The organism is Archangium violaceum (genome assembly GCF_016887565.1).
GTDB lineage: Bacteria > Myxococcota > Myxococcia > Myxococcales > Myxococcaceae > Archangium > Archangium violaceum_B.
In genome coordinates this window covers 12,768,106-12,794,719 of sequence record NZ_CP069396.1, presented here as the reverse complement: position 1 = coordinate 12,794,719, position 26,614 = coordinate 12,768,106, and the positions used below count along the sequence as shown (strand labels likewise).

Sequence of the window (26,614 nt, the reverse complement as noted above, 5' to 3'; positions counted from 1 at the left end):
CCGTGCATGCCTCTCGAGGGATACCGCTCAAGGGTACCAGAGGATCCGGTCCAGCAGGCTCGCCTCCGAGAGGGCCTTCTTCAGATCCGCCACGTGCTGCGGGCTCATCTTCTGGGTGTCGATGATGACGTTCTCTCCCTCGGCGAGCTCGGACTTGATCTTCTCGAGGTCGCGCTCGAGCTTGAAGCCGCCCTTCTTGGGCGGGAAGTCCGACCGGAAGGACTTCACGTCCCACTTGATGCCGTCCGCGTCGATGAACTCGGCGCCCGCGGGGTTGGGGTCGCGGGTGATGGGGCCCTTGAGCTTGCCCGACTTCTCCAGCTTGAGGCCCACCTTGGCCTCATTGATCGTCTTCGAGGAGATCTTCCCGTTGTGGGCAGGATCCCTGGCGAGTTCCGTGAAGCGCGCCCTGAGCTGGGCGAGGGTGGACTCGGGCTCCTGCTTCTTGGGGTCCACCTTGGGGGCGTCGTCGACGTCATCGACCTTTCGCGCCGGGCCCACCGGCCCATCCGCTTTCCGGAGGTCCGCCGACTGCTCCGCGGACTCGGTCACCGTCTTGGTGAGCTTCTTCTTGAGGTCTGCGGGGAGGGACTTCGCGATCCCCTTTGCCTTCTCCAGGACGCCCTGGACCTTGGGGAACTTCGTGAGCAGCTTGCTGAGCTTCCCGGCCTTGCCCACCCACTTCACGAGGGCGGCGCCGCCAGTGAAGATCTCCATCAGGAGTTCGAGAACCGCGTAGCCGACCAGCCAGCCGCGGAACAGCCATCGGCGCAGCAGATCCGGATCGTTCCACCGGGCGAGGAACTTCTCGAGGCCCGACTTCACCAGCTCATCGAGCTTCAGCGCCTTGAGGGCCTCCCACAGGCCCTTCGCATCCGAGAAGAGCTCGCCCGTGAGGAGGCTCACGAGGAACTTCCAGACCATCTCCACGAGGTCGATGACCCCGGCGACCAGATCCCAGAGCGATTCGAGGGCTCCGTGGATGATTCCCGCGTAGAACGCCGCGGCTCCCAGGTGGTACTCGCCGATGGCGATGGCGGCTCGGCGGACGTCCTTCCACAGGTTGTAGCTGATGGAGCCCGAGCCGACCTTGTCGCGAAGGCTCTTGGCGAAGGTCAGGCTGGGAATCCAGATGAAGTAGCCCTCGCGCGTCCGCGTCTGGCTCCAGTCCGCGCCCGCGCTGGGTTTGTAGATGCCGGTGAGCGCCTTGGTCTTGTTCGCCTCGACGAGGACGTTGACGTAGTAGCGCTCGTCCTGGCCCCAGGAGATGGCACTGCCCTTGTAGTACTGCTTGACGATCTGTAGGGCGCTCTCGCCAGGCTCGATCTTGTGGAGGATCGCCCCGGGCTCGGGGGGATGGAGCATGACGTACTTCGTGTAGACGTAGCCGAAGCTCCCGTCTTCGAGCGTGACGAAGTACCAGTCGCCGGGGAACTCGTTGCCGGCGAAGACCCGGGTGTTGAAGGCGAGGCGCTTCTTGATGGGCGCTTTGCTGTCGGGGTGCTCGCGCAGGTTCACCCCATCGGCGTTGGAGACGCGGCCGAGGCTGCCGATCGCCTTGCTCCGCTCGAACGGAGATTTCTGGCGGACCTTCTTGCTGACTGGGGTGTTGCCCGGAGTGGTGTTGGCGAGCTGGGCGGTGCTGGCGGGCTTGTGGCTGGTTGGAGCGGGGGAGGGATTCGTTATCGGGAGCGTCAGCACCTGCCCGATGACGAGACGGTAGGGGCGGGTGAGGCCATTGGCCTCGGCGAGCTCCTCCTCGGAGACCTTGTGGCGCTGGGCAATCCCCGACAGGGTGTCAGTCGCGAGGACCCTGTGGCTTCTGGGCTGTGGGGGAGGTTTCGGGGAGGAACTCGCCTTGGGGATCCGCAGCACCTGCCCGGCGCGGATGTGGTTGATGTCGCTGATGTGGTTGAGCTGGGCCAGCGCGTCCATCGTGACGCTGTAGCGCCGGGCAATCGCCGACAGGGTGTCGCCTGATTGGACTCGGTACTCGATGCTGGACATGGACCCGGCGGATTATGCACGGGGAGGGCTTGTCAAATCTCTGCCCCCTCCCCGGAACCCCGGACGGTGTCCAACCGGCAGGCAGCCTCGCTCGGCACCAGCCCCAGCGCTGGCTACACCCCTCCGCCCGCCGAGTCGATGAAGCCTTCGGCCGCGAGTGACTCCAGGCGCGCGAAATACGCCGTGCGCGCCTCTCCATCCGTGTCGAACCACAGCCGCTGGTGGCGCTGCTCGCCCAGGCGCGGGCCCCACTCCACCGACACCAGCTTGCCGTCGAGGGACACCCGGTACACCTGCTCCTGGCCCGAGTCGTCGCGCCGCACGTACGCACGCGTCTCCGCGCGGATGAGCGCCCGGCCCTTCGGCGTCTGCCGCAGTGCCTCCTCCTGCGCGCGCTGCCTCGCGTACGCGAGCCTCAAGGCAATCATGTGCTCGCACGGGCCCTCGCGCAGCCCCGAGCGCCGGTAGTGCGGACACCCGCAGCTCGCCTCGCGCACCCGGCCCTCCAGGTCCAGGAGGAAGCCCGGGAAGAAGCTGCGCACCGCCTCGCGGTCCACCACCTCTCCGGAGAGCCGCGTGCCCACGCCCACCACCTCGTGAATCTTGGTGAGCTTCACCTCGCCCGCTCCCGCGCCACCGTCGCCCAGCAGCCGGTGCGCCCGCTCCTCGCGCTCGTTGCCGTAGCGGATGACGGCCTCGTCCACCGGCGTGGAGAGCAGCTCGCGGGGCCGGTACGTCCCCTTCGCGATGTCATAGAGGACACGCCCGCGCAGGCACTCGAGCTGCAACGCCCCGCGCACCGCGTCCTTCGGCGCGTCCGTGCCCGAGGACAGGGCCTCGAAGGTGAGCGGGCCCTCCTTGCGCAGCCGGTTGCGCAGCTTCTCCGCGAGCCCGTCCGGCACCGCGCGCGGCATGAGCGCATCGAAGGCCGCCGCGCTGGACCAGCCGCTCTCCGTCCAGCCAGTGAGGGCCAGCGTCAGCGTCGCCGGGCCGAGGTCGATGACCCAGAACACCGGCAGGCCCGGCCCGAGCATCTGCACGCGCACGCCCTGCGCATGGGGCAACAGGCGCGCGAGGGCCGCCAGCCGCTGCCGCCCGAAGGTGCGCACCACCGCGGGCGCGCTGCCCTGGTACTTCGGCCCGTGGCACTCCAGCACCAGCTCCCACGGCTCCAACACCAGCCTCGGCTGCGCGCCGGGGACGAGCTCGAAGCGCAGCGCGCGCGGAGCCTTCTTCGCCTTCCGGGTGCGCAGCGCGAAGAGCAGGTTGTACAAATCAATGGCCGCCAGGGAGCAGGTGCTCGCGGGCAGGGTGGCGGCGGACTGCACCTGGAGGAAGCCGCGCAGCCAGGCGTGGGGCACCTCCACGTTGCGCGCGGCGCGAGCCTCGGCGGTGCGCGCGGGCAGCGCCACGTGCGCCTCCAGCGACACCGGCACGTAGGTGCGCAGCCGGTCCACCTTGGCCAGCAGGTCTCCCGGGACGTCCAGGAAGGTGGAGCCGTGCGCGGCCTCGCGGCCCTCGAAGAGGGAGTTGTCGAAGGACAGGCGTGCGTAGGCGCTCTCGTCGCGGGAGAACACCTCCAGCGACACCTGGTCGGGGTCGACGGTGAGCACGGGGTCCAACACCGCGTCCGCCTGCTTCTCGCCCTCCAGGGACTGCTCCAGGAAGGCCTTCTGCGCCTCCCAGATTTGGGCGGTGGCGCGCTTGCCCTGCTTCATCAGGTACGCGAGGTACGCGGTGCGGTCCTTGCCGCGGTAGCGCAAGTCGCTGGCGAGGATGCCGAGGGTGGCGGCGAGCGCGTCGCGGAAGAGGGCGGGCTCGCGCACCCGGCCGCGCACGCCCACGGTGCCCCGGGAACCCTCCAGGGCCAGCAGGACGCGCGAGGTGTTGGCGCCAGCGTCCACGTCACTCGCGGTGGCGTAACGCAGCTCGACGGCGTGGTGGGTGGCGGTGCTCACGACGGGCTTCCTTCCTTCCGGGCGCGCTCGGCGGCGCGGAGTGCACGTTTGTGGGCGCGGTAGGCGGCCTTCCGCAGCTCCACGGATTGCGACTTGTCGAAGGCCTGGGCGCGCAGCACTTCCGCCGCCTCGCTTCCACCCAGCCGGCCCAGCGCGGCCCAGACATCTTGCCGCACCGTCTCGTCCTTGTGCGTGGCCAGCGGACGCAGCGGCTCCAGCGCCTTGTCGGCCAGCAGCTCGGGCAGCGCGAGGCGCCGGGCCTCGTCCGTGGCGAGCTGCTTCGGCGTGCGCGCCGCCACGCCCGTGGGGCCCATGGCCACCGGGTCGAACGGCTGCACCGCCAGCGCCCACTCGGCGGCGCGCTCGGGGGCGATGCGGGCCAGGGCCGTGGCGGCGGCCTCGCGCACCTCGGCGCTCGCGTCGGACAGCGCGGCCTTCAGGGCCTCGGGGGCCGTGTTCAACCGGCCGAGCGCCCGGGCCGCCTCGAGGCGCACCCCGGCGGGAGCCTTGGCCTCACCGCCCTGGAGGATGTCCTTGGCGGCCTTGGCCAGCTCGGCCACACCGAGGCGCGAGCCCGCCCAGAGCAGCCGCTCCCAGGCGCTGGCCAGGGGGTCTCGCTTGGGGTTGGGCGTGGAGGCCCACTCGGTCGCGGTGCGGCGCTCGGCGGTGGTGATGGCGCGGCCCAGTGTGGCGCTGTCCTCCTTGGACCAGGCCCGCGAGGACTCCTCCTCGCCCGTGCGCGCGCCCACCAGCCACGCCGCTTCCTCGCGTGCCGAGGGCTTCTCGTGGCCAAGCAGCGACGCGAGCGCTCCGGCGGGCAGCGACGCGCGCCGCACCAGTCCGCGACGCAGCCGCTGCCGCAGCTCCTCCTTGTCCAGCGTGGCCAGCCGGGGCAGGAGCTGCATCGGGTCCGCCTCGGTGGAGAGGTAGCTGGCGGCGGGCTCGGAGATGTCCTCCTGCTCGCTCATCACGGCGAGGAACTCCACCCGGACGCGGTCCTTGGGGAACAGCGCGTCGAGGGCCTTGCGTGCGGCCATGCGCAGGTCGTCGTCCCAGTTGTCCAGCACGGAGGCCAGCGTGCCCTCGGCCGCGGTGTCTCCCAGCTTGCCCAGCTCCTGGGCGGCGATGGTGCGCACCTCGTTGTCGGTGTCGTCGTCGCGCAGCAGCGTCTCCAGCCGCGAGCGCGCCCGCTCGCCGCCGATGAAGCGCAGGCCCCGGACGCCGGCCATCTGCAGCTCGCTGTCCGTGGCCTCCATCGCGGCGAGCTCCACCTTCTCCTCGGCGCGGCGCCGATCCTCGCCCTCGGGCAGCTTCGGGGCGAGCCGGCCCAGGCCCTCGAGGGCCGCGGCCACCATGCTCGTCTCCACGGGGGCCTCGGCCGTACCACCAGCCGCCACCTGCTCCAGCTCGGACAGTGCACGCGCATCACCCAGCGTGCCCAGGGCCAGCAGGGCGCGCTCGCGGTCTCCCTCCTCGCCCGCGCGCACGTACAGCAGCAGCGGGCGCAGGGCGCTCGTCAGGCCCCGCGAGGCCACGCCCTCGGCGGCGGGCAGCATCAGCTCGCGAGCACCGCCGCGCAGCACCTCCTCCAGCGGATCCACCTTCGCGCCCTTGTGGATGACGCGCGAGGCGTAGCGGGCCACGGACTCCATGCGCACCGTCACGTCCCGGTCCGCGAAGAGGCCCGCGAGCAGCTCGTCCTGGCCCACGTCGTCGCCGGGCTCCAGCTCGGTGGCGGCGGCCTTGCGCACCATCGGGTCCGGGTTGCGCACGGCCGAGCGCAGGAAGCGCACCGCCAGCGCCGCGTCCCGCTTGCGCTCACCCTTCTCGTCCTTCTCGGGCGGAGTGGCCACGTCCATGGCGGCGCTCACGCAAGCCAGGCGCACGGGGTGCTCCGCGTCGTCGAGCTGCTGTGCCAGGGCGTCGAGCGCCTCGGGCCGGCGCGTGCGGCCGAGGGCCTTCACCAGGGCGAGGCGCTCGGTCATCTCCGTCGCGGTGCGCAGCCGGGCGGCGAGCGCTCCCACGGCCTTGGCCGAGCCGAGCCGGGCCAGGGCCTCCTGCGCGCGCTTCACCACGCTGGCGTTCTCCGAGCGCAGGAAGGCGGAGAGCACGTCCACGGCGCGGTCATCCTGGCGCCAGGCGAGCAGCTCCGCGGCCCGCAGACGGAGGTCCTCGTGCTCGCTGCCCGCGGCGCGGCCGAGGGCCTCGGTGACGCGCGCGTCATTGGCCCCGGCGAGGCGCTCGATGACGCCCACGCGCAGGTCGGCGTGCTCGCTGCCGAGCGCGGCCAGCAGGGGCTCCAGGCTGCCGGGAGGGCTGAGGCGCTCGAGCAGCTCGAAGGCGTACTTGCGCACGTCGGACAGGGGCGAGTTGAGCGCGGCGGTGATGCGGCCCTTGGAGGACTCGCCCCGTGCGGCGAGCTCGTCCAGGGCGGCGCGAGCCACGTCGGGGGAGAGCGAGGCCAGGGCGAGCGCCAGCGGCTCGTCGGAGCCGGAGGGGTACAGCTCCTTGAGTCCGGAGAGGGCCGCCTTGCGCACCAGCTGGTGCGGGTCTTCCAGGGCGCGCAGCAGGGCGGCCACGGCGGCGGGAGTGCCGGCGTAACCCTCCTGGGTGAGCTTCACCACGCGGTCCACGGCGTCGCGGCGGACGCGGTGGCCCTCGTCGTCACCCGAGGACACCTGCCGCAACAGGCCCACGTAGGCGCCGAAAGCGAGCCGGCGCAGGTGCTGCTTCTCGGTGGTGACGAGCGCCTCGGCGGAGGGCTCGGCGGTGGAGGGCTTGCCGGTGCCGGTGGAGAAGAGGCGGCGCAGCCAGTTGCGCGCGGGCTTCTGCTCCACGGGGCGGGCCTGGGCCACGGGAGACGTCTCGGGCTTCCAGGGGGCCTCCAGTGAGCGCGGGCGGGCCACCTTCGAGGCCTCGCGGAAGTAGTCGAGCGGCTTGTGGCGCAGTTGCAGCACCTGGGCGGCGGCGTAGCGCTGCTCGGGCACGTCGCTGGCGAGCGCCTCGGCGAGCCCCACCATGCGGCGGGCGCGCTCGTCCTCGGCGGGCCAGTCCTTCATGTCGCCGACCTTCTCGGGGCGGGGCGGTTGCAGCACCTCCACCAGGTGGGCGTGGGCGGCGTCCGTCTCGGTGCGCAGCTCCAGCGCGCGGGCGGCGGCGTAGCGCACCTCGGGGCGGGCGCTGGACAGGGCGCTGGTGAGCAGGTCGGGCGGCTCGCCCCGGCGCGAGGCGCGCAGGTCGCGGGCGAGGATGATGGAGAAGACGGTCTCCTGCACCTCGCGGTCCCTGTCCTCCAGGCCGTGCAGCAGGCCGCTGTCGCCGTCCGGCCCGAGCGCCGCGAAGGAGAGGATGGCGCCGATGCGGATGGGCTGGTGCTCGTGGCGCAGGTTGCCGGTGAGGACGGGCAGGGCGCGCGTGTCGCCGAGGCGCGAGAGGCCATCCGCGGCCCACGAGCGCACGGCGACGTCCGCGTGTCCGAGCGCGTCCAGCAGGTAGCCCTCGTCGCCCCGGCGGCTGGCGGTGGCGAGGCCCCGGGCGCCCTGCTCGCGCACCTCACTGGCCTCGTCCTTGAGGAGGGTGGTGGCGAAGAAGGACAGGAGCCGGCGCGAGCCGAGCGTGGCCAGGGCGTGCGCGGCGCGGTGACGCAGCGGGGCGAGGAAGGCCGGGGGCCAGATGCGCTGGAGCTCCTTGTCGGTGAGGAGGTTGCGCATCGGCTCGATGATGTCCTCGGCGCCCCGGACGGCGAGCAGCTCGGCCGCGCGGACCTTCAGGGGCAGCTCGCTGGAGCCGAGCCCCGCGAGCAGCGGGCCGTTCTCGTCCTTGATGAGCTTGTCGAGCGCCTCGATGGCGGCGAGGTACACCTGTGGCTCCTCGGACAGCAGCAGCTTGAGGAGCGGCGAGCGCACCGCCTCGGCGGGAGCCTGGGTGGAGTTCTTCGTGGCCAGGGCGCGCAGCGGGGCGTGCGCGGTGTCGAAGGCGGCGAGGTGCGGCTCCGCCTTCTCCTTGCCCACGTGCTTCACCCAGGCCTCGTAGGCGGCCTGGGCCACGGCGGCGTCGCGATCGCCCACCGTCTTCTTCAGCCGCTCGAGCGCCCAGTCCTCCTTGATACGGGCGGCGAGCTCGTCGACGGCGCGGCGGCGCAGATCCGGGAAGCGGCCGGAGAGGGCGCGGTCGAGGGCCTCCTGGGGGTTCTTCTCGTTCCAGGCCCAGAGGGTGCGGAAGGCCTCGTCGCGGACCTTGGCGGCCTCGTCCTCGAGCGCATCGCCGAGCAGGTGCACGGCGGCCTCCGAGCGCTTGCCCGGGAGCTTCACGAGCCGGTCGAGGCCCCGGACGCGCACGTCCTCGAAGGACGAGCGCAGGGCGGCCTCGGCGCTGGAGAGAGGTGCCTCGGTGTCGAGCGTCACCACCGCGTCGAGGGCGGTGGCGCGCACGTCGGCGTTCTCGTCATCCAGCATCCACACGAGGCGCTCGCGGGCTCGGGCATCCTGGAGGGCGCGGAGGGCATCGGCGGCCTGGCGGCGGATGGAGGCGTCGGACTCGCGGGAGAGCTGCAGGAGCGCGCCGAGGGCCCGGGCATCCCCGAGCTGCGCGAGACCCCGAGCGCCGCGCACGGCGGTGTCGGGAGTGCGGCAGGCCATGGCGGCGAGCAGCGGCTCCAGACTGGCCTCGGAGAGGGGCTCGCCGGCCTTGCCGGTGGCGGGCAGGGCGTCGCGGGCGGCACGGGCCTCGTCATCCGAGGGACGCACGCGGCGGGTGAGACGCCGGGCGATGTCGAGGGCGGCGCGGGAGAAGTCCTCGTCCTTCTCCTCCAATACATGGGCGAGGGGCCGGCGCTCCAGCACGCGCACGGTGAAGGCCACGCGGCGCACGTCGGCGTCCGCGTCATCGAGGGCGCGAGCCACGAGGGGCTGCAACTGCGGCGAGCCCAACCAACCCGCGCCGGCGGCGCGGATGAGCACCTCGGCGCGGAGGTGTGCGGGGCCGCGCTCGAAGGCGGTCTTGAGCGGCTCGGTGCTGCCCTTGGGAGACACCTGCACCAGCACGTCGAGCGCGGTGATGCCCACGGTGGCATCCGGGTCGGTCAGCTTGCTGGCGATGAGACCTGGCACCAGCGGCGAGGCCCCACCGAGCGAGGCCAGCCCGCGCAGGCCGGCCATGCGCGTGTCGGGATAGCGCGAGTCCAGCGCGGCGCGAGGGGCGGCCAGCGGGGACTCCTTCTCCAGGGCATTGAGGGACCAGAGGGCGGCGACACGCACGAGCGTGTTGTCGTCATCCAGCCGCTCGCGGAGCTTCGCGCGGGCGCCGATGCGGCCGTGCTTGCCGAGCTCCTCGGCGGCGAGCTTGCGCACCTCGTGCTCGCGGTCGGCGGAGAGCAGGGAGAGGACGAAGTCGAGCGCCTCGGGCTCCTCGAGGGCGACGGCCTCGCGCACGGCGGCCTCGCGCTTGGGACGGTTGCCCTTGCGAGCCTCCTCCAGCAGGTCGAAGCCGTGGGCGTACGAGGTGGCGTCGGTGGTGGGCTTGCCCTCGGTGTCCAGCTCGAAGCGGCGCACCGTGCGGTCCTCGCCGCCCGCGAAGACGAAGCCGAGCTGCACCTTGGCCTGTCGCGCGCTCACGGGCGGCGCGAAGGCGAGGGCATGCACGGGCTTGCTCCCGCAGTCCAGCGTGCGCGGCTTGCGGCGCTCGTCGAGGCGCCACGCCTTCACCTTGCCATCGTCGCCGGAGGAGAAGATGCGGTCGGAGGCCTCCTCGCCGCGCTCGGGAGTGGGCGTGGGAGGGAAGAGGAGTGCGAGCACGGCGCCGGCATGACCGGAGTCCTTGTCACCGCGCACCTCGTGCTCGACGGCGCCGACGAGGTACCAGATGCGCAGCTTGCCATCATCGCCCGCGGACACGAGGCGCCCGTCGCGCGGGGTGAAGGCGAGCGCGCGCACCGCGCCCTCGTGGCCGGGCATGTCGCGGCGGGCGCCGTTGGCGAGGGTGAAGGAGCGCACCACGGAGTCATCACCGGCGCACGCGGCGTAGGTGCCGGAGGGGTCCACCGCGACGGCGCGCAGGGGCTGGGGCGAGGCCTGCCACTCGTGGACGCGCTTGCCCTTGGCGAGCTCCCAGGCGCGCAGGGCACCATCCAGGCCCACGGTGAAGGCGCGGGTGCCGTCCGGATTGACGGCGATGGCGGTGCAGGCGCCGCGGTGGGCGTCCTTCACCTCGCGCTGAACGGCTCCGTCTCCGAGCGCTCCGATGCGCACGGCCCCATCCGCGCAGGCGGCGACCCAGCTCTCGCCGGCGAGGGCGAGGCCGAGGACGGCGGCGGGCAGTTCCACGCTCCAGGCCACCTTGTTGGTGGAGGACTCGTAGGCGGTGAGGCGGCTGGTGGTGGAGGCGCGAGCCCCTCCCACGAGCAGCAGGCGCGCATTGGCCGCGAGCGCGCGGACCTTCTCGTAATTGCCGATGGCGAGTGAAGCCATACGTCGGAATCCTCCGGACGGAGGGGTTTAGCACAGGTGACCCGTGGGAGATGGAGCGAGCGGACATGGCCGCGCTTCATTTTTCCGGGCCTTTCCGGCACCGTGGCCTCCGTGCGACTCACCGTCGGTTGGCTCCATCGGTTGAGCGGGCTCGTGCTCCTGTTGTTGCTCACGGGGTGCGCTGCTCAGCCCTCCGCGATGGTCCCTCGGTGGTACGGGCAGGCTCGAACCGTCGAGATTGACTTCGAGGCCCCCTCGCCCCGACAGGCAGAGGAACTGCGCCGTGGCGGAGTCCAACTGCCCCGGGTCTCCGAGCGGACGGCCGATCCACGCGCGCATCGAGACTTCGTCGACCTCCGGGTCACGGCCGTGGGCTTTGGCATCACCGCGGGCGGCTATCTCCTTTACTGCGAGGGGTTGCCGCTACCCGTCTTCGTCCCGGAGTCCCATGTCGACCTGGGAGTGACGAGCGCCGAGCCGCTCCATGCCTCCATCTACCCGGACCGGGTCACCGCGCTGGCGGACCTGTTGGCCAGCGACTCGGAGGTAGGGCACCCGAGGTACGCCTGGTACCGGGGAGCGGGTGGGGCGCTCATCGTGCCCACCCTCTTCTCTCCGGCCACCACCCCGCGCATCGCCCGGACGATGCTCGAGGTGCGCGCGCACCTGGCACAGACGACCCAGCATGAGCTGAAGGTGCTGTTGTTGTCCTTGACAGGCACGAAGGTCCTTCAGGGCGTCTTCTCACGTGTGCTGCGAGTGGGCTCGGAGCCGGAGCTTCGTCCGCTCTCCAGGCAGGAGGCACCCGGCCGCCAGGCTCCGGTATCGCGCCCACCCGCGGAGCGAGCCGCTCCACCCGCTCAAGAACCTGCCCCCGTCCCAGCAACACCCGCTCCGGCGCCAAGCTCACCTGCACCGTCGCCGGGCCTGGTTCAGGCACTCGCTGGCAACAACCCGACGTCACGGGTAGCCCCTGGCCCACGCCTGCCTCAAGATGTCGCGGCCAGGCCAGGAGTGCCTCGGGTCCTGCCGCCGGACCGGCCTATCAGCTCCAGTCCTACCCAGAACGCGCAGATCCAGGCGGACATGCGGTATCTGCGGACCCTTGGTGCCAGCAACATCCGGGTGAACCAGCAGCAGGTCACGGTGCGCAACGGCCAGCGTGTGGGAACCAATCGACCGGACTTGCAGTTCGACTATAACGGCCGCCGTTACCACGTGGAGTACGACACGCCCACGTCGGGCCGTGGCCCCGGCCACCAGTCGCGCATCACGTCCAACGACCCGGATGCGGAGAGCATCCTCCTCATCGTGCCCTGACAAGCGAGACCCAACCGATGATCGAGAACATGGAGGGATTGCTCCTGGCTGACCGCTGGGCGCCCATCACGTCGGAACTGGGGTTTCTGGAGACGGGTGCGGAGCATGCCGCTCGCGCCTTCGCGGCGTGGCAGGCAGGGCTGCATGCTCCCCGTGGCATCGCCGTGGATGTACGCCCGGTCTCGGGTTCGCTGGAGCAGGCCCTCTCCGCCTTGCTGCCACTGACCAGTCCGGAGACGCGACGGCACCTCTTCATGCCCACGCGCAGTCCCTGGACGGCGTATGTCGAAAACGGGTGGGGGGGAACCGATGCCGCGAGTGCCATGGGCTACATGGCCGAAACGTTGGGCTGCCGGGGCATGCGTGTGGTCGCGGTGCCCCACACCCTGCGCAAGGACAAGGGCCGCTATGGGGCCGTGATGTTCGAACTGTACGGTCCAAGGCAGACGCACTGGCTCAACTACGTACGCACCATCTATGCGTCCAATGATGGAGGCCGTTGGGTCTTCGGCCAGTCCGGTGAGCCCTTTCCCTTCGAGAAGCTGGAGCGGTACCAGGCGCGCAAGGTGCGGGACCGCTTCACCTTCGACATGCTCGAGGAGTACCTGCACCACCTGGGGCTGTCCCCCTTCCAGGAGGACTTCTACCTGCCCCAGGGAGCTCCCGCCTGGCTCGTGGAGAAAACGGGGACCTTCGTCCCCGCTCAGACGGAGTACACCCTCGCCCAGGCCCGTGAGGACTTCTGACGTCAGAATCCTCCGAGCTCCACGCCGGGGTGCGCGGCGCGCAGCCTCACCAGTGAGGACAGGCAGCTCTGCCACTCGCCCTTGGCCAGCGAGCCGGTGAACTCACCGAGCACGGGGGCCACGACGCGGGCGAAGCTCTCGTCTTCCAATCCCAAATCCCTCACCAGCTCGATGACCCGGCGCTTGGCCTCGCTGGCCGAGACCCGCCGGACCACGTTGCCCTCGCGGGCCTCCTTGGAGCGCCCCGGGGGCAGACCGAAGAGCATGCGGCGCAGGAAGGTGCGCAGGGCCTCCACGTTGGCGAAGCGCTCGGTGGTGCCCACGGGGGACTGCGTGGCACCGGAGGGCTTCCACCCCTCGGGCAGGTGCAGGGGCCGGTGCTTCTCCCAGAGGAGGCGGATGGCGAAGAGGCCCACCTCGCGGTCGGCGCTCTCCATGAGCCAGGCGAGCCGCTCGGGCCCACCCAGGCGCGCGTAGTGGCGGCGGATGAGCTCCACGGCCACCTCGCGGGTGGAGCGCTTGGTGCTCTCGGTGAGGGTGAAGACCTTCACCGGATCCAACTCCTCGGGGGTGAGGGTGCGGCGCTTGTCGGCGCCCTCCTCGCCCGCGTCGAGCAGGGCGTCATAGGCGAGGTTGCGCACTTCCTTGGCGTTGGCCTCGGCGAGCTCGTACACGCGGGTGTGCCAGCCCCAGGCGCGCAGCTCGACGCGGGCCACGGCGAGGGCGAACTGGCGCACGTCGTCGCGGGCATCGAAGAGGGCGGGCCAGAGACGCTCGGGGGTGTACGCGTTGCGAGGCGCCCTGGGCTTGAGCTGGTAGGACTTGGACTCGGGCTGCTCGGGGCCGATGACGGGGTGGTGGCAGCGCAGGTACGTCTGGGCGAAGGCGCGCACGGGGACGGGCTGCTTCGCGCCGAGCGCCAGGTCGAAGAGGCGCTCCAGGCCCGCGGTGGCGTCGCCGGACTCGCTGAAGTCGGCGGGGGCCACGTTCTCCAGCAGGTAGCGGTGGGCGAACTCGTGCAGCGTGGGGTCCGCGCGCCGGGCGAGCGCCAGCAACCACGCAATGCCCACGTCGCGCGGGGCGAAGAGCTTGCGGTTGCCGAGCAGCTTGAGCGCCACCTCGCGGAACTTCGCGTTGAAGACGAGCCCCTTCACGCGCTCCACGTCGAGGCCGGGCAGCGCGTCCGCCTCGGTGAGCCAGTCGGAGACCGTATCGCCGAAGCTCGGGTGGATGGAGCGGTCGAGCAGCCAGTCGGCGCCGATGTCCGCGGGCTTGAACGCCTTGAGGGAGTCGAGCGCGAGCTCCTCCACGTCGCTGCCGTAGTCCTCCAGGCGCGAGTCATCGAGGAGGGCCTTCCAGAAGGCGGGGGGCAGCTCGCCCTTGCCGTACTTGGACTTGAGGTACTTCGAGGCCCACTCGAACTGTTCCTGCTGGCCGAAGAGCAGGTCGAAGAGGAACTTCTGGGTGAGCTCGGCGCGGTCGAAGCTCTGCTCGAGGGCCTTGGAGGCGAACTTCGCGGTCTGCTTGTGGACGAGGAGCCGGCCGAGGAAGTCCGGGCCGAGCTCGCGCGGGTTGCGCTTCTCGAGCACGGCGGCGGCGAAGGACTTCACATCGGAGTGGTCCTGGTCGAGCAGCTCGGCGAGGCGCTCGGCGGGGAGATCCTGCGCATGGGCGCGGGCGTACTCGATGGCGTAGGCGCGGGCCTTGTTGCTCTCGGAGACGAGCAGGGCGAGCACGGCCTCGTGGAGCCCGAGGGCGCGCAGCTTGCCCTGGTGGAACTCGGGGGAGCCCTGGAGGGTGTCGACGAGGAACTCGTGGGCGCTGGCGAGGGGGCGGCGGGCGAGCCGGTCGAGCCAGGCGGGGGTGACGTTGTCGCGGAGGGTGTCGGGGAAGTCCTTGCGAAGACCCTGGATGGCGAAGCGGGCGGCGGGGTCGGACTGGCAGGTGTCGAGCAGCCGCATGAGGGCGTCGGGCGAGCGCTTCCACGCGTCGGAGAAGGCGCGCTTCTTCACCAGGTCGCTGGGGGGCTCGATGGGGAAGGTGTCGGCGGAGTAGCCGTGCGTCTCATGGGCCCAGATGTGGTGGGCGACCCAGCACGCGCGCCAGGAGGTGTCGGGCTCGTAGTGGCGGAGGACCTCGACGGCGAACTGGGGGTAGAGCTCGGGGACGGCGTGGCCGAGCTGACGCAGGTAGCGCCAGGCGCGGCGCTGGAGGTAGGTGAGGGTGCCCTTGGAGACGTCGCGGGAGCGGTAGCGCTCGGCGCGCTCGGTGTCGAAGCGCCAGGCGAGGACGCCGAACATCTCGGCGTCGTGGCGCTGCTCGGCGAGCTTGTAGATGCGCTTGAGGCCGCCCCAGAGGCCGAAGCGGAGCTCGGCCTTGCGAACGAGCTGGAAGAGGGCGGCGCGGGAGGCGCTGGTGTCGCGCTCGTAGAGGGAGACGAGGAGGTCCGCGAGGGCGAAGCGCGAGGGGAGGGGGACGTCCTTCTGGGCGAGGAAGCGCTGCCAGGCATCGCGAGCGCCGGAGTGACGGGCCTCGGCGCTGCGGCGGGACTGGGCCTGGGAGAGGAGGGAGCGGAGCCCGTCGAAGGTGAGGGCGCCCTGGGGCAGCTTGTCGGGAACCTTGTCGGGTTGCTCAAGGAAGGCCAGCACGGCCTCCGCCAGGTCGGGCGCCTCGGCCCGTGACAACCGCTCCAGGTCCGCTGTGGTCAGCTCGTCGCTCGTTGCCATCGGGCCGACGATTTACCACAGGTGAACAGTGAAGCGGCGCGGGTGAAATGACCGGACGTGTCGCGGCGGGGGTCGACGGGAACTTGACGGCGGAGTCCGGGTGGGGGCGGGTGCCTCAGCCCTGGGTCTGGGGAGTGGGGCCAGCGGCGCGAGCGGCTTGCCGCCCACCGCGGCCTTGATGAGGCGGAGCCCTCGCGCGAGGTGGGCCCGCGAGGGCCGGACGTCACTGCCGCGTCAGCGTCATGGCGCTCCGCTCCTGAGCGCACCCGGAGTCGGGGTGGGCGCTCACGGCGAAGAAACCGGTGATCTTGTCGCCGTCGAACTCCCCTTGAATCTGGATGCCCGTGGACGAGCTGGCGGAGCCCGAACCGACCGAGACGAGCTCCACGGTCGTTTCGGCGATCGTCCCACTCATGGGGGCATTGGTGAAACAGTTTGCCTTGTTGGTGCTGATCAGCCCGCTCACGGCTTCGAAAGTACCTGATACCTGATCATTCACCTTCACGGTGACATCCCAGCCGTTGGCACTGCCCTTCCAGGTGCCGACGAGGTTGTTACCGCCACATCCACAGATAGCGAAGGCAAGACAGACAATCCACTTCTTCATGTCAGGTTTCCAGGAGAGCAAGTTGGGTCAGATGTGTTGCATTGCCGGATGGCAAGGGGGCGGCAAGATGGGACGGGCCGGAAAGGATGTCAAAGAGGAACTTGGCTGGAGGCGGCTCACGCAGCGGAGTTGAGAGCGCTTTCAGGGCTCAACTCGCGAGAATTATTGCCGACCGAGAAGGTGGGCCGCACAGGTTGTCAGGGTCACCGCTCCCAGAGCGTGGCGAGCTTCAGCGGGAGCACCGTGAAGGGCTCGGCGTGCACGGTGACGCCTCCGCTCCAGTGGCCCTGCCGGGTCCAGCGCCGACCTTCCAGCCGATAGATTTCCAACGACCGCTGGAGGGGATCCACCAACCACAGGTGGCTCACGCCTTCGCGGGCATAGGCCTTCATCTTCTTTTCCCGGTCCAGTACCGCCGTGGAGGGCGAGAGCACCTCGCACACCCAATCGGGGACCAGGGTGAAGGCCGCCGTGTGCGGCATCTCCGGCATTCGCTCCCTGCGCCAGCCCGCCAGGTCAGGCACCAGGGCGTCATCCCCCAGGTGCAGCTCGGGCTCGTCCACGATGAGCCAGCCTCCGGGTCCTCCCTCGCCCAGGTCGAAGGGTCCTCCCAACAGCATCCCGAGTCGGGAGGCGGCTCGACCATGGGGCGAGGCCGGTCGAGGGCTCACGTACAACTCGCCATCGACGATCTCTCCCACACAGTTGGGAGGGACGGTCTCCAGGTCTTCGTAGGTGGCCCTGCGCTTCGACCCGCTCATGCCTGGAGCATGGAGAGCCGACGGCGCTTCTTCAAGCGGCCACCCGGGGTTGTTGCTCAAGTCATGACCCATGCAGGCAGTATAGACCTGACCTGTGAAGTGGGCAAGGATGAGCCAATATATTGAGTAACCTGCTGGAGGCTCGCGAATGCGGCGAGCGGGGAGACCTTCGCTCACCGCCTGACGCGCAGATATCGAACATCTCGGAATGAACTGCCCGTTGGGCGTGGGAATCGAGAGCGCGCGTGGGGTCCAACAGGTGGACTGTGGGACGGGTCGGTCACCTGACGCGGCGGCCGGAGGGGCGGCTGAAGCGGTGGTCTGCGGGTGCGCGCCGGGTTTTGGGGATGGGAGTGGAGTTGCCTCCCTGCTATGAGGATCACGCCGAATACCAGGGCAAGTGCTACGTGCCGGTCTCGGCGCGCTTGCGGAAGCCGCGCGAGCCGCAAGCCATCCAACCGTGAGCGCAGGGGCGGTGTCCGAGGAGAGTCGGGCCGGCGGGAGGATTGGCTCGCCACGTGCTTGGGGCCACTTGTCATGTCTGGACCCCATGACCTCCTTGCCCGCTATACCTTCAGTCACCCAGAGCGGGCCGCGGCCGAGCTCCGCGCCGTTCTCCCCTCGCATGTCGTCTCCGAGGTGGACTGGGCGTCCCTGCGGCGGGAGTCCGGCTCCGTCGTGGATCCGGAGCTACGGGAGACAGAGAGCGACCTGCTCTTCTCGGCTCGGATGCGCACGGGCCAGCCGCTCCTCTTCTACGTGTTGCTGGAGCACCAGTCCTCGGTGGACAGGTGGATGGCACTGAGAATGCTGCGCTACGTGGTGCGTCTGGTGGAGCACTGGCGCCAGCAGCACCCGGAGAGCGCCGTGCTCCCCATCATCCTTCCCCTGGTCATGTACCACGGGCCGGACGGGGCCTGGACGGCACCACGCCGGGTGGAGGACCTCTTCGACCTGCCAGAAGGAGATGAGGAACGGGCACGGTGGCGGGCGCTGGTGCCGCGCTTCGAGTACCTGCTCGATGACCTGACGGCCGAGCGCGCGGAGGCCTTGATGGCGCGTCCGGGTCCACCCCTGGCGCGGCTGGTCCTGCTCGTGCTGCGCTACGGGCGCACCGGGGAACTGGCTTGGAGGCTGTCGGACTGGACGGCGCTCATGGCCCAGGTGTTGGCCAGCCCCAACGGACAGGAGGAACTGGTCATGGTCGTGCGCTATCTCCTCCTGGTCGGGGACAAGTCGGTGCGTGGAGCAACGGAGCAGGTGCTACATTCGGTCCTGGGTACGCAACGCGCGGAGGAACTGATGCGCAGCTATGGCGAGGAGCTCATCGAGCAAGGCCGCCAGCGGGGACGGGCGGAGGGACGGGCAGAAGGACGAGCCGAGGGGCGGGCGGAAGGACAAGCGACGAGTATCGTCCGGATTCTCGCCGCTCGGGGCGTGCACGTCGACGACGAGGCCCGGCAACGCATCCTCACCTGCACGGACCTGGACACCCTCGATCGCTGGTTCGAACGGGCCCTGCATGCCACTACCCTCTCCGATGTCCTGGAGGACCTGGCCCAATAGTGGGTTGCCAAGGCGATGCGCGTTCCTCGGAGCCGCGAACTCCACCGTTTCACCCTGTTCGGAGCGGCTCGTTGATGGGACGGGAGCCTCGGCCGCCTGCTGCCCGGGGGACGAAGCGGACTCACTTGTGCCCTCCATCCCTGGGCGTTACAGCCGCTTGCCGGGAGCGAGGAGACGGAGCGACGTGGCACAGCCGAAGGAAGTCCAGCCGAAGTGGGATGGGCTGGTGTTCGTCTGCCGCAAGTGCATGAAGCGCGCGGGGGCGGAGGAACTGCGGAGCACGCTGAAGGAGGAGTTGGGCCGGGGCGTGCGGGTCGTCCGCAGTAGCTGTCTGAAGCTGTGCCCCAAGGACCGCGTCTGTGTGGTGGTGGGCGGCGGTGAGCGCATGCGCTGCTTCCTCGTCGACCCCAAGGAGGACGTGGACACACTCGTCCGCACGGTCTCCGACGCGCTCGACCACTCGTCGTAATCCCATCACTCGCCTTGTTCACGAGTACTCGTTCGAGGCGTTCGACGCGACTCGACGGCGCTCACCCCGTCTATGATTTCCGACGCGAAGTCTCGACCGGGGGGAGAGACATGACGAAGAGAGGGTTTGGGCTCTCGTGCCTGTTGTGGGTGGTTCTCGCCATCCAGGCCTGTACGGGCTGGGACCTGGAGGGGCGGGACGCGGCCCCGCTCCCCGAACTGTCCGCCGCGACACCGGCGAGGGACGCTCCCGTCGTCATCGTCGGCGCGGGTCTCACCGGCCTGACCCTGGCCTACGAGCTGAACAAGGCGGGCATCGACTCGCTGCTCGTCGAGGCGGCCCCGCGTCTGGGCGGCCGCGTCCAGACGGTCACCTTCTCCGACGGCTCCACCGCCGAGGCGCACATGGAGGAGTTCTTCGAGCGCAGCCCCGCGGTGAAGCTGCTGCGCGAGCTCAACCTCCTCTTGAGCGAGGACGTCGCCCACTCGTCCGTGCGGCTCGATGGGAAGATCCATCCCTACCAGGGCGAGGGCGCGCGCGACACGTATCTCGCGGGAGTCTTCAACGAGGAGGAGCGCGCGGCGTTCCTTAAGTGGAACGCCAAGGTCTGGAACCTCTACTCCCAGCTGCATGCCAGCCATGAGGCGGGAAGGCCTCTGCCGCCGGAGCTGGCCGCGCTCATGCACATCAGCTTCGCGGAGCTCATCGCCCGCGACGCACTTCCGCACAAGGTCAGCGAGTGGATCCGCGTCACGCTGGAGCCAGAGATCGCCATCGAGTGGGACAAGATCTCCGCGCTCGACGGCATCGATGAGATGCGTCTCTTCCTGGATTCACCGGAGGGCTTCGGCGAGAAGAACTACCACGTCCTCGGCGGCAACACGCTCCTCACCGAGGCGCTCGCCGCCCGCCTGCGTCCCGACCAGCTCATGACCCAGGCCCGCGTCACCGCCATCGAGCAGACGGCCTCGGGCGTGAAGTTGCGGGTCCTCCAGAACGACCGCCAGTTCCGTGACGTCACCGGGCGGATGGTGGTGGTCACCGTGCCGATCCACCTCCTGGGGAGGATCCAGTTCTCGCCGTCGCTCAGTCGCGAGAAGTGGAAGGCCATCCAGACGACGAGGCTGGGGAGCTACGTCAAGGTGCACTTCCGCGTCTCCCCCGAGGCGTCCTCGTTGTGGGAGGTGAACGGTGAGAACGTCCTGACGCTGCTGTCGGACTCGCCGGCCGGCAGCATCTACGACGTGACGGAGCTCCAGGAGGGCGAGCAGCAGCCTCGGGATCGGGTCCTCACCCTGCTCCTGCACGCCCGGTTCGCGCGCGAGGTCATGAACCTGCCGTCCGACGAGGTGCGTGAGAAGAGTGCCGAGGCCCTCGACAGTCTCTTCCCGGGCGTCCGCCAGCACATCCGCTCCGCGGAGATCTTCGTCTACCCGCAGGCGGTGGCCTATTGGCCCCTGGAGCTCGGACGCTCCCGCTTCGATGAGCTCGCGGCCGAGCTGCGCCGTCCCCAAGGTCGCCTCTACATCGGAGGCGACACGACGGAGAACAGTCACTCGGAAGGGGCCGTCATCGCCGCGCTCCGGATCTCCCGGCAGATCATCGAGCGTCGGGGCGAGTTGCGGTTGCCCGAAGGGGCTCGAGGGGCTCGGAGCGCCGACGCCCCACGAGCCACTCCTTCACCCGCCGCCAGAAGCCGGGGCGCTCCGCCTTCCGGGTGGTAACGGTGCCCAGGTCCAGCGTGTGCACGGGCCGCGGAGTCCCGTCTCGCCAGGCCCGCACGGGGATGGCTCGGGGCCGGGCCGCCTCCGTCTTCGGGAGCGCCACCGTGAGGATGCCGTGGCGCAGCGTCGCGTCGGCCCTCGTGGCGTCCACGCCCTCGGGCAGCGTGAGGCGGCGGTTCACCTGCTCCACACTCCCGCCGTACGCGTGCGTGCGCCGGCGCGTAGCGCGGACGGTGAGGACCCGGCCCTCGGTGCGGACCTCGATGTCCTGCACCTCATACCCTGGCAGCGCGAGGCTCACACGGAGCTCGCCCGCGGCGTCCTCGACCTCGAAGTCCCGCAGAAAGCCCGCGAGGCTGCTCCACCCGTCATGGGAGGGCACGAAGTCCCGCCAGGGCCAGACGGCCGGGGTGCGGACCAGGGGAAACGTCGAAACATAGCGCGTGATGATGGATGGCACGAGGGAACCTCCTTTCCCAGATACGCGAGTGAAAGGGCTGATTCAGCCGGCGGCGCCGCGGATGTAGTCGGCCAGCAGCGTCACCAGCATCACCGCATACGTCTCACCTCCTCACTCGGGCGCTGTTGGAGTAATGCGGCCAGGACGACGCGCAAGGCCCACCTCCGGCGACACCGTCCCGGTGGCGGGCACGTCCCGGCCGCCCGCCGCGTGCTCGAGCAGATGCCTGCTCGCATGCCTGGCGCACGGCTGGACGCGGGCCCGGACCCCGCGAGGCTTGTTCCGGCTCCACGGGCGTCCTCACCTTGGCGGAAGGAGGGCGTCCTGGATGAAGAGTGAACGGCTGTCGTGGGCTCTCGGGTGGGCGAGCCTGGGTATTGGAATGACGGAGCTGGTGTTCCCGGAGCGCATCTGCCGCGTCCTGGGGGCTCGTGGGCGCTCCGGGCTGGTGCGGGGGTTCGGGCTTCGGGAAATCGCCTGCGGGGTGGGACTGCTCCTTCAGCCGCATCGGCGGGAATGGCTCTGGGCGCGCGTCGCGGGGGATGCCTTGGATCTCGCGCTCCTGGCGGTGTCCTTCCGGCTCCCTCGCGCGAACAGGGCCTGGCAGACGGCCATCACCGCCTCGGTCGTCGGAGCCACCCTCGTGGACCTCTACGCCGCCGTGAAGCAGGGCGCTCCCGCGCTTCGTTCCGGTGCCGTGACGCGGTCGCTCGGGATGGAGGTGGGAAGCAGTGCCCCCGCCGAGAGCTGGCGCGGAAGCGGTCTGGCCGAGGACGTGGGCGCTCCCCCTCATCCGAGCGAAGACGGCGCGCCCGACAAGGTGAAGCAGCGCATGATGAGGGAGGCGGCACGGGAGCTCGGGCTGCCGGATCGCGACGAGCGCGGCAGACCGCACTGACCGTGGCGCTCGCACGGGCTCGCCCGCGAACCGGAGCGGGCCCCTCTCCCGGCACCAGGGGGGAGTGGAATCCTCACGGGCAGTGAAGGCTCTGCTAGGGTTGTCCGCTCGCCCGTGACGGCCGCGTATGAGCTCGTGGCGTCAGCGGTGCCGAAAGGAGAGCCATTCGATGTCCGTTCTCAAGCGCAGTCTGCTCCGTGGTGCGTTGATGCTCCTCCTCCCCCTGGGCGCGGCCTCGGCCAGCGAGCCGATCTGCTCCGCCAGCGAGGATTCCTCCTTCGCCAGAGCGAACGAGGAGTCGGGCTCCGCGCAGGCGTCGTACATCTGCCATGCGTCCTTCTGTGAGACCGATCAGGACTGTGTGAACGCCTGTCCCTCGGCTCCCTCCGCGGCCTGCGTCGATTACACGTGCCAGTACTCGACCTCGGGAGGAGGAGGCGGCGGCGGTGGCCCGTTCTGCCCTGCCTCGTTCTGCGACGACGACTCGCAGTGCACGTGCAAGGGTGCGCAGGGCTACTGCGGCACGGACTGGACCTGCCACTACTGAGCGGCCGCGAACGGCCCGCCCATCAACGCGATGGGCGGGCGCGCGCGTGGCTCACAGCACGCAGCGGAAGCCCACGACGCACTTGTTGCTGTCGTAGACCGGAACGACGGTGCCGTTGGGGCAGAAGTTGTCGGCCGGGGGCACCAGCTCCGGGCAGATGACGGGGTTGATGCTGGCCACGGTGTTGGTCTGGCAGCTGTAGGCGATGATGCACTTGTTGCTGTCGTAGACCGGGACGATGGTGCCGTTGGGGCAGAAGTTGTCGGCCGGGGGCACCAGGATGGGGCAGCTGGGGGCCACGATGGCCGCCGCGGTCCGGTTGCAGTCGTAGCCGACGATGCACTTGCCGTCGTAGACGGGCGTGATGGTGCCGTCCTCGCAGAAGCCCGGCCCCGGAGGCGACAGCTGGGGACAGATGATCGCCGACGTCTGGCTCCCGAGCTCCGCCACGTTCTCCGTGGCCGACTCCTCCACGCCGCAGCCGGCCAGCGCCGCCATGCAGATCATCCCCGCGATGCGTCCAAGAAGCTTCATCACACGTTCCTCCGCTGTGGGCCCGTCCATCGGGCGCGGATGTGTCTACGCGCTCGGTCTGACACGTGCAATCCACATCTGTCTGGCTTTCCGTTGCTATCAGCCAGACATGCGACGGGTGGCTTTCGCTCCTACTGCGTGCGCGGATGTCTGGGACAGCGCGTATGGCCCGACGCGCGGGCGTGGCCTCAAGGCGAGGCGGCGGAGGTCTTCGCGGCGGGGCTGGCGGGCACCAGGTTGGAGTAGCGCGCGGTGATGCGCAGGTGCTTCTTGTAGAAGAGCAGGCCGCCCTCGGCGTCCACGTGGAGGGTGTCGAGCACCTGTCCCACGCCGGGCCAGGTGCGGAAGTCCATGCGGACATCGACGCGGTGGGCCATGTTCGGCAGCTCCGTGGGGCTGTAGCTCAGGCGGACGAGCTGGCCGGTGGACGGGTCCACGAGCGCCTCGCCCTTGTGGACGTAGGGGGCCTTGTCGGCGCGGGGCTCGAAGCGCAGGCGCAGCCGCTTGGGATCCTTGGGATCGGGTCCCGCCAGCGAGAAGCGGTGCTGCGACAGGTAGGACGAGGCGAAGGGCAGGTTGACGGAGTTGAACTCCGCCCGGCCCTGGCCCTTGCGCTGGCGCTCCTCCAGGTCCTTGCGCATGGCCTCGGTGGCGTCCTGGCCATCCTTGCGCGCCTGGAGGATCTCCCGGTGCTGCTGGCCGTCCCTCACCGTGAGGCGATCCACCCGCTCCTGGGAGTGCTTCACGTTGCCGTCCCCGTCCAGCTCCTCGACGCGCAGCGTGATGGTCATCTCCTCCACCTTGCCGGAGAGCAGGTCCTCCATGCCCCACGTCGTCTCACCCAGTTTCCGGGCGAGTGTCTCGGCATCCACGACGGTGGGACGGGGTCCTTCCTGTGCCTGAACAGGTCGGCAGAAGAACAGGAGACTCACCAGGGTGAGTGCACGGAACATGCGAGGGCTCCTGGACGAGGCCGCGACGCGCGGCGGGGGGGCGGGAAGATGCACCATGCCGCGCGCGGGAGGAAGTGCTCTGTCCGCCCGCGCTGCTTTCTGTTCCCGCCCCTCGGATTCCAAGGATCCACCCTGGCTGCAGAAGGAGCGCTTTCGTGGACCTCGCGCGTGCGCCGCGCTCACCCGCCGGTGGGCGGTGTGGCGTTGACCGGCTCGGGGGGCTCCACGGGCGGGCGGCGCTGCTCCTGCTCCGCCGTGGGCCTGCGCCGCTTCTCGAAGGGCTCCAGCCGCACCGGCCGGCCCGTCTCCGCCGACGTGTAGAGCGCGCGGACGATGCGCACGTCCGCCAGGCCCTCCCAGCCGTCGGGCTCGACCTCCTGGTTCTTCAGGATGCAGTCACTGAAGTAGGACAGCTCCGGGCCGATCTGGTCGCGCTGGGGCAGGGTGCGCTTCTGCTTCTTGCCCTTCGCCTCCAGCTCGAAGGTCATCTTCCCCTTGTACTCGTAGGCGTTGTCCAGGCGGATGCTGCCCTGGGTGCCCACGAGCTGGTAGGTGGCCGTGGGCGCGGCGCCGAAGCTCAGGTTGAACGAGGCCAGCCGGTCCTCCGGGAAGCGGAGCACCGCGGACAGGCCCTCCTCCGTCTCCGCGAAGCGCTCGTCCTTCCCCCTGGCCTTGAAGGCGAACACCTCCTCCGGCTCCGCGCGGAAGAGGTAGCGCGCCGCGTTGATGCAGTAGACGCCGATGTCCCACGCCACCCCTCCGCCCGCCTCGCGGTCGATGCGGATGTTGGGCCCCTGAATCTGGAAGCTGAAGGACGAGCTGAAGAGGCGCGGCTCTCCAATCTTCCCCTTGCGCACCGCCTCCATGGCCGCGAGGTTGGTCGACTCGAAGTGCAGCCGGTAGGCCGTCATCAGCTTGACGTCGCTCTCCTCGGCGGCGCGGATCATCTCCAGGCACTGGTTCTCGTCGAGCGCCAGGGGCTTCTCGCACAGCACATGGGCCCCGGCTCGCGCCGCGCGCACCGCGTACTCGGCATGCTGGGCGTTGGGCAGCGCGATGTAGACCGCGTCCACCTCGGGCAGCGCGAGGCACTCCTCGTACCGGTCATAGGTGTACACGGGGACGCCGTGGCGCTTGCCCAGCGCGCGGTGCTTCTGGGGGTCGCCGGACACGAGCGCCACCAGCCGCGAGTTCTTCCTCGCGTTCTTGAAAGCGGGGAGGATCGCGTCCTGTGCGAAGTGTCCGAGCCCCACCACCGCGTAGCCAATCTGGCGCGAGCTCTTGCTCGTGCGCTTCCTGGCCTGTCCCCCTGCCTGCTTTGGTGTCGCCATTTTGTCTTCCTCCTGGAAGCCGTCGGGCAGGCAAGCTCCGCATCGCGCGGTGCGCCGACAACCCACCTTCGCGCTCGTGGTGTGCCTGTAGACATCACCCACCGGGTGCTGGTCTGCTCTACCGTGGAGTGAGGGCCGCTCTGGTGGTGATGACATGAAGGTATCCACCCGCGTCGTTCGGGCATGCTGGTGGGTCGTGCTCGTCCTGGGTGGAGGAGGTCTCGCGGCGGTGCTTTTCCTGGCGTGCGAGCACATGCTCATGAAGGAGCCGGCCGACGGAGTTCCGCCGGCTACGGGCTCGAGTGAGAAGTACGAGGTGGGAAGGCTCCTCGCGCGTCCCCAGCCTCCCACGGTGGAGGCGCCGGAGCGGGGCCTGCGGCCGCTGGGGTTGGGCGGTGAGCGGGACGGGCTCCTCTACGTGCCCGAGGGGTACCGGGCGGACCGGCCCGCGCCCTTGTTGGTGATGCTGCACGGTTCGAGGAGCAGCGCGCGCGAGGTCCTGGAGCCGTGGCTGGAACTCGCGGACGGAGCGGGTCTCCTCCTGCTGGCGCCGGAGTCCCGCGTCCACACGTGGGACATCGTCCTGCTCGATGAGGGGTTCGGGCCGGACGTCCCCTTCATCGACCGGGCGCTGGTGTACGTCTTCGAGCGCTATGCGGTGGACGCCAGGCACCTCGTCCTCGGGGGCTTCTCGGACGGGGCGTCGTTGGCGCTGTCCCTGGGACTCACCAACGGGGACCTGTTCAGCCACGTGGCGGCGTTCTCGCCGGGCTTCGTGGCGCCGGCGGTGCTGCGCGGCAGGCCGGAGCTGTTCATCTCCCACGGGTCGGAGGACCCGGTGCTGCCCGTCGCGGATTGCGGACGGAGCATCGCCTCGCGGGTGAAGGACGCGGGCTACGCGGTGCGCTACCGCGAGTTCGAGGGACCCCACACCGTCCCGTCCGACATCCGCCGCGAGGCGCTGGTCTGGTTCCTCACGCCGTGAGGGTCGTCGCGGTGGCTACGTGGGGAAGCCGGCCGCGTCCTCGGGCGAGGTGTAGCGGGGCGGGGGTGGCTGGATGCTCCGGCGCTTCCTGGCTCGTGCCGTGGCCACGCACCAGCCGGTGATGAGCACGCCCTCGGCGACCGCATCCAGCAGGTACACGGGCGAGATGCGCTGGGGCGAGTAGATGACGTCCACCGCCGCGAGCGACGCGGCGCTGCCCGTGGCCAGCATCTTGAGCTCGGAGCTGACGCGGCGGCGCAGGCCCGCGGCCAGCAGCGTGCCCCCGACGACGGCGATGAGCGCCCCCACCGTCTTCACCAGCCACCCCTCGAGCTTGGGACCCGTCACGGTCTCGAAGCTGCGCAGGTGGACGATGGGCCACACCCCGGTGGCGATATAGAAGACGCCCTGCGCCACGGCCAGGCCCGACGTCAGGGGCTCGGATCGCTCCGCCTTCCATTCCTCGACGGTCTCCATCTGCTCCTCCGGTGCTCTGAGAGGATGAAGATGGGGATGCTCGTAGGAGTGTGCCTGCCTGTCTGCCCTGCCGCCGAGGAG

General features: G+C 70.2%; 18 protein-coding genes and 1 pseudogene. 8 read left to right on the top strand and 11 right to left on the bottom strand.

Features of this window, described 5'->3' with window-relative positions; all coding sequences use genetic code 11:
- Positions 1–27 precede the first annotated feature (27 nt).
- From JRI60_RS51095 to JRI60_RS51085, 3 genes are all read right to left on the bottom strand, one after another.
- On the bottom strand, positions 28–2,007 hold the full coding sequence (locus JRI60_RS51095) for a LysM peptidoglycan-binding domain-containing protein (protein ID WP_204223405.1): 1,980 nt from the start codon (positions 2,005–2,007) through the stop codon (positions 28–30).
- A gap of 113 nt (positions 2,008–2,120) precedes the next feature.
- Positions 2,121–3,965, bottom strand: coding sequence for an SWIM zinc finger family protein (locus JRI60_RS51090; RefSeq protein ID WP_204223404.1), 1,845 nt, complete (start codon positions 3,963–3,965; stop codon positions 2,121–2,123).
- The gene (locus JRI60_RS51085) at positions 3,962–10,429 is read right to left on the bottom strand and encodes a HEAT repeat domain-containing protein (protein WP_204223403.1); all 6,468 of its coding nucleotides are present in this window, start codon (positions 10,427–10,429) and stop codon (positions 3,962–3,964) included. The genes JRI60_RS51090 and JRI60_RS51085 overlap by 4 nt, the downstream gene beginning before the upstream one ends.
- Positions 10,430–10,540: 111 nt before the next feature.
- On the opposite strand from JRI60_RS51085, the gene JRI60_RS51080 reads away from it, so the two are divergent.
- Together JRI60_RS51080 and JRI60_RS51075 are read left to right on the top strand one after the other, a co-directional pair.
- On the top strand, positions 10,541–11,749 hold the full coding sequence (locus tag JRI60_RS51080; protein WP_204223402.1) for a hypothetical protein: 1,209 nt from the start codon (positions 10,541–10,543) through the stop codon (positions 11,747–11,749).
- Between the two features lie 17 nt (positions 11,750–11,766).
- Positions 11,767–12,495 carry a hypothetical protein gene (locus JRI60_RS51075; protein WP_204223401.1) on the top strand — a complete coding sequence of 243 codons (729 nt, stop codon included), beginning with the start codon at positions 11,767–11,769 and terminating at the stop codon, positions 12,493–12,495.
- 2 nt (positions 12,496–12,497) lie between these two features.
- Here JRI60_RS51075 and JRI60_RS51070 read toward each other — a convergent pair whose 3' ends face one another.
- From JRI60_RS51070 to JRI60_RS51060, 3 genes are all read right to left on the bottom strand, one after another.
- Positions 12,498–15,221 (bottom strand): hypothetical protein, encoded by a 2,724-nt coding sequence (locus JRI60_RS51070; RefSeq protein WP_204223400.1) that lies wholly within the window; start codon positions 15,219–15,221, stop codon positions 12,498–12,500.
- Between the two features lie 223 nt (positions 15,222–15,444).
- A complete protein-coding gene (locus JRI60_RS51065; protein WP_204223399.1) occupies positions 15,445–15,828 on the bottom strand; it encodes a hypothetical protein in 384 nt (127 codons plus the stop codon).
- 203 nt (positions 15,829–16,031) lie between these two features.
- The gene (locus tag JRI60_RS51060; protein WP_204223398.1) at positions 16,032–16,589 is read right to left on the bottom strand and encodes a Uma2 family endonuclease; all 558 of its coding nucleotides are present in this window, start codon (positions 16,587–16,589) and stop codon (positions 16,032–16,034) included.
- Between the two features lie 537 nt (positions 16,590–17,126).
- Between JRI60_RS51060 and JRI60_RS51055 the strand changes: the two genes are divergently transcribed.
- The 3 genes and pseudogenes from JRI60_RS51055 to JRI60_RS51045 form a co-directional block, all read left to right on the top strand.
- Positions 17,127–18,155 carry an Rpn family recombination-promoting nuclease/putative transposase gene (locus JRI60_RS51055; protein ID WP_204223397.1) on the top strand — a complete coding sequence of 343 codons (1,029 nt, stop codon included), beginning with the start codon at positions 17,127–17,129 and terminating at the stop codon, positions 18,153–18,155.
- A 184-nt stretch (positions 18,156–18,339) separates the two neighbouring features.
- A complete protein-coding gene (locus JRI60_RS51050) occupies positions 18,340–18,624 on the top strand; it encodes a (2Fe-2S) ferredoxin domain-containing protein (RefSeq protein WP_204223396.1) in 285 nt (94 codons plus the stop codon).
- Between the two features lie 110 nt (positions 18,625–18,734).
- A pseudogene (locus tag JRI60_RS51045) lies at positions 18,735–20,168 on the top strand (flavin monoamine oxidase family protein); the annotation flags it as partial.
- Between the two features lie 55 nt (positions 20,169–20,223).
- On the opposite strand, the gene JRI60_RS54230 reads toward JRI60_RS51045, so the two are convergent.
- Complete coding sequence (locus tag JRI60_RS54230) at positions 20,224–20,808, bottom strand: Hsp20/alpha crystallin family protein (RefSeq protein WP_239470218.1); 585 nt, start codon at positions 20,806–20,808, stop codon at positions 20,224–20,226.
- Positions 20,809–21,136: 328 nt separating this feature from the next.
- Between JRI60_RS54230 and JRI60_RS51040 the strand changes: the two genes are divergently transcribed.
- Positions 21,137–21,706, top strand: a complete 570-nt coding sequence (locus JRI60_RS51040) for a hypothetical protein (RefSeq protein ID WP_204223394.1) — start codon at positions 21,137–21,139, stop codon at positions 21,704–21,706.
- A 169-nt stretch (positions 21,707–21,875) separates the two neighbouring features.
- On the top strand, positions 21,876–22,253 hold the full coding sequence (locus JRI60_RS51035) for a hypothetical protein (protein WP_204223393.1): 378 nt from the start codon (positions 21,876–21,878) through the stop codon (positions 22,251–22,253).
- Between the two features lie 51 nt (positions 22,254–22,304).
- On the opposite strand, the gene JRI60_RS51030 is transcribed toward JRI60_RS51035, so the two are convergent.
- The 3 genes from JRI60_RS51030 to JRI60_RS51020 form a co-directional block, all read right to left on the bottom strand.
- Positions 22,305–22,787, bottom strand: coding sequence for a hypothetical protein (locus JRI60_RS51030; protein ID WP_204223392.1), 483 nt, complete (start codon positions 22,785–22,787; stop codon positions 22,305–22,307).
- Between the two features lie 188 nt (positions 22,788–22,975).
- Positions 22,976–23,740: a hypothetical protein gene (locus tag JRI60_RS51025; protein WP_204223391.1), complete on the bottom strand. Its 765-nt coding sequence runs from the start codon at positions 23,738–23,740 to the stop codon at positions 22,976–22,978.
- 179 nt (positions 23,741–23,919) lie between these two features.
- Complete coding sequence (locus tag JRI60_RS51020) at positions 23,920–25,071, bottom strand: Gfo/Idh/MocA family protein (RefSeq protein ID WP_204223390.1); 1,152 nt, start codon at positions 25,069–25,071, stop codon at positions 23,920–23,922.
- A gap of 154 nt (positions 25,072–25,225) precedes the next feature.
- Between JRI60_RS51020 and JRI60_RS51015 the strand changes: the two genes are divergently transcribed.
- Positions 25,226–26,056: an alpha/beta hydrolase gene (locus JRI60_RS51015; RefSeq protein ID WP_239470217.1), complete on the top strand. Its 831-nt coding sequence runs from the start codon at positions 25,226–25,228 to the stop codon at positions 26,054–26,056.
- A gap of 15 nt (positions 26,057–26,071) precedes the next feature.
- Here JRI60_RS51015 and JRI60_RS51010 read toward each other — a convergent pair whose 3' ends face one another.
- Positions 26,072–26,533, bottom strand: coding sequence for a hypothetical protein (locus JRI60_RS51010; protein WP_204223389.1), 462 nt, complete (start codon positions 26,531–26,533; stop codon positions 26,072–26,074).
- Positions 26,534–26,614: the final 81 nt, after the last annotated feature.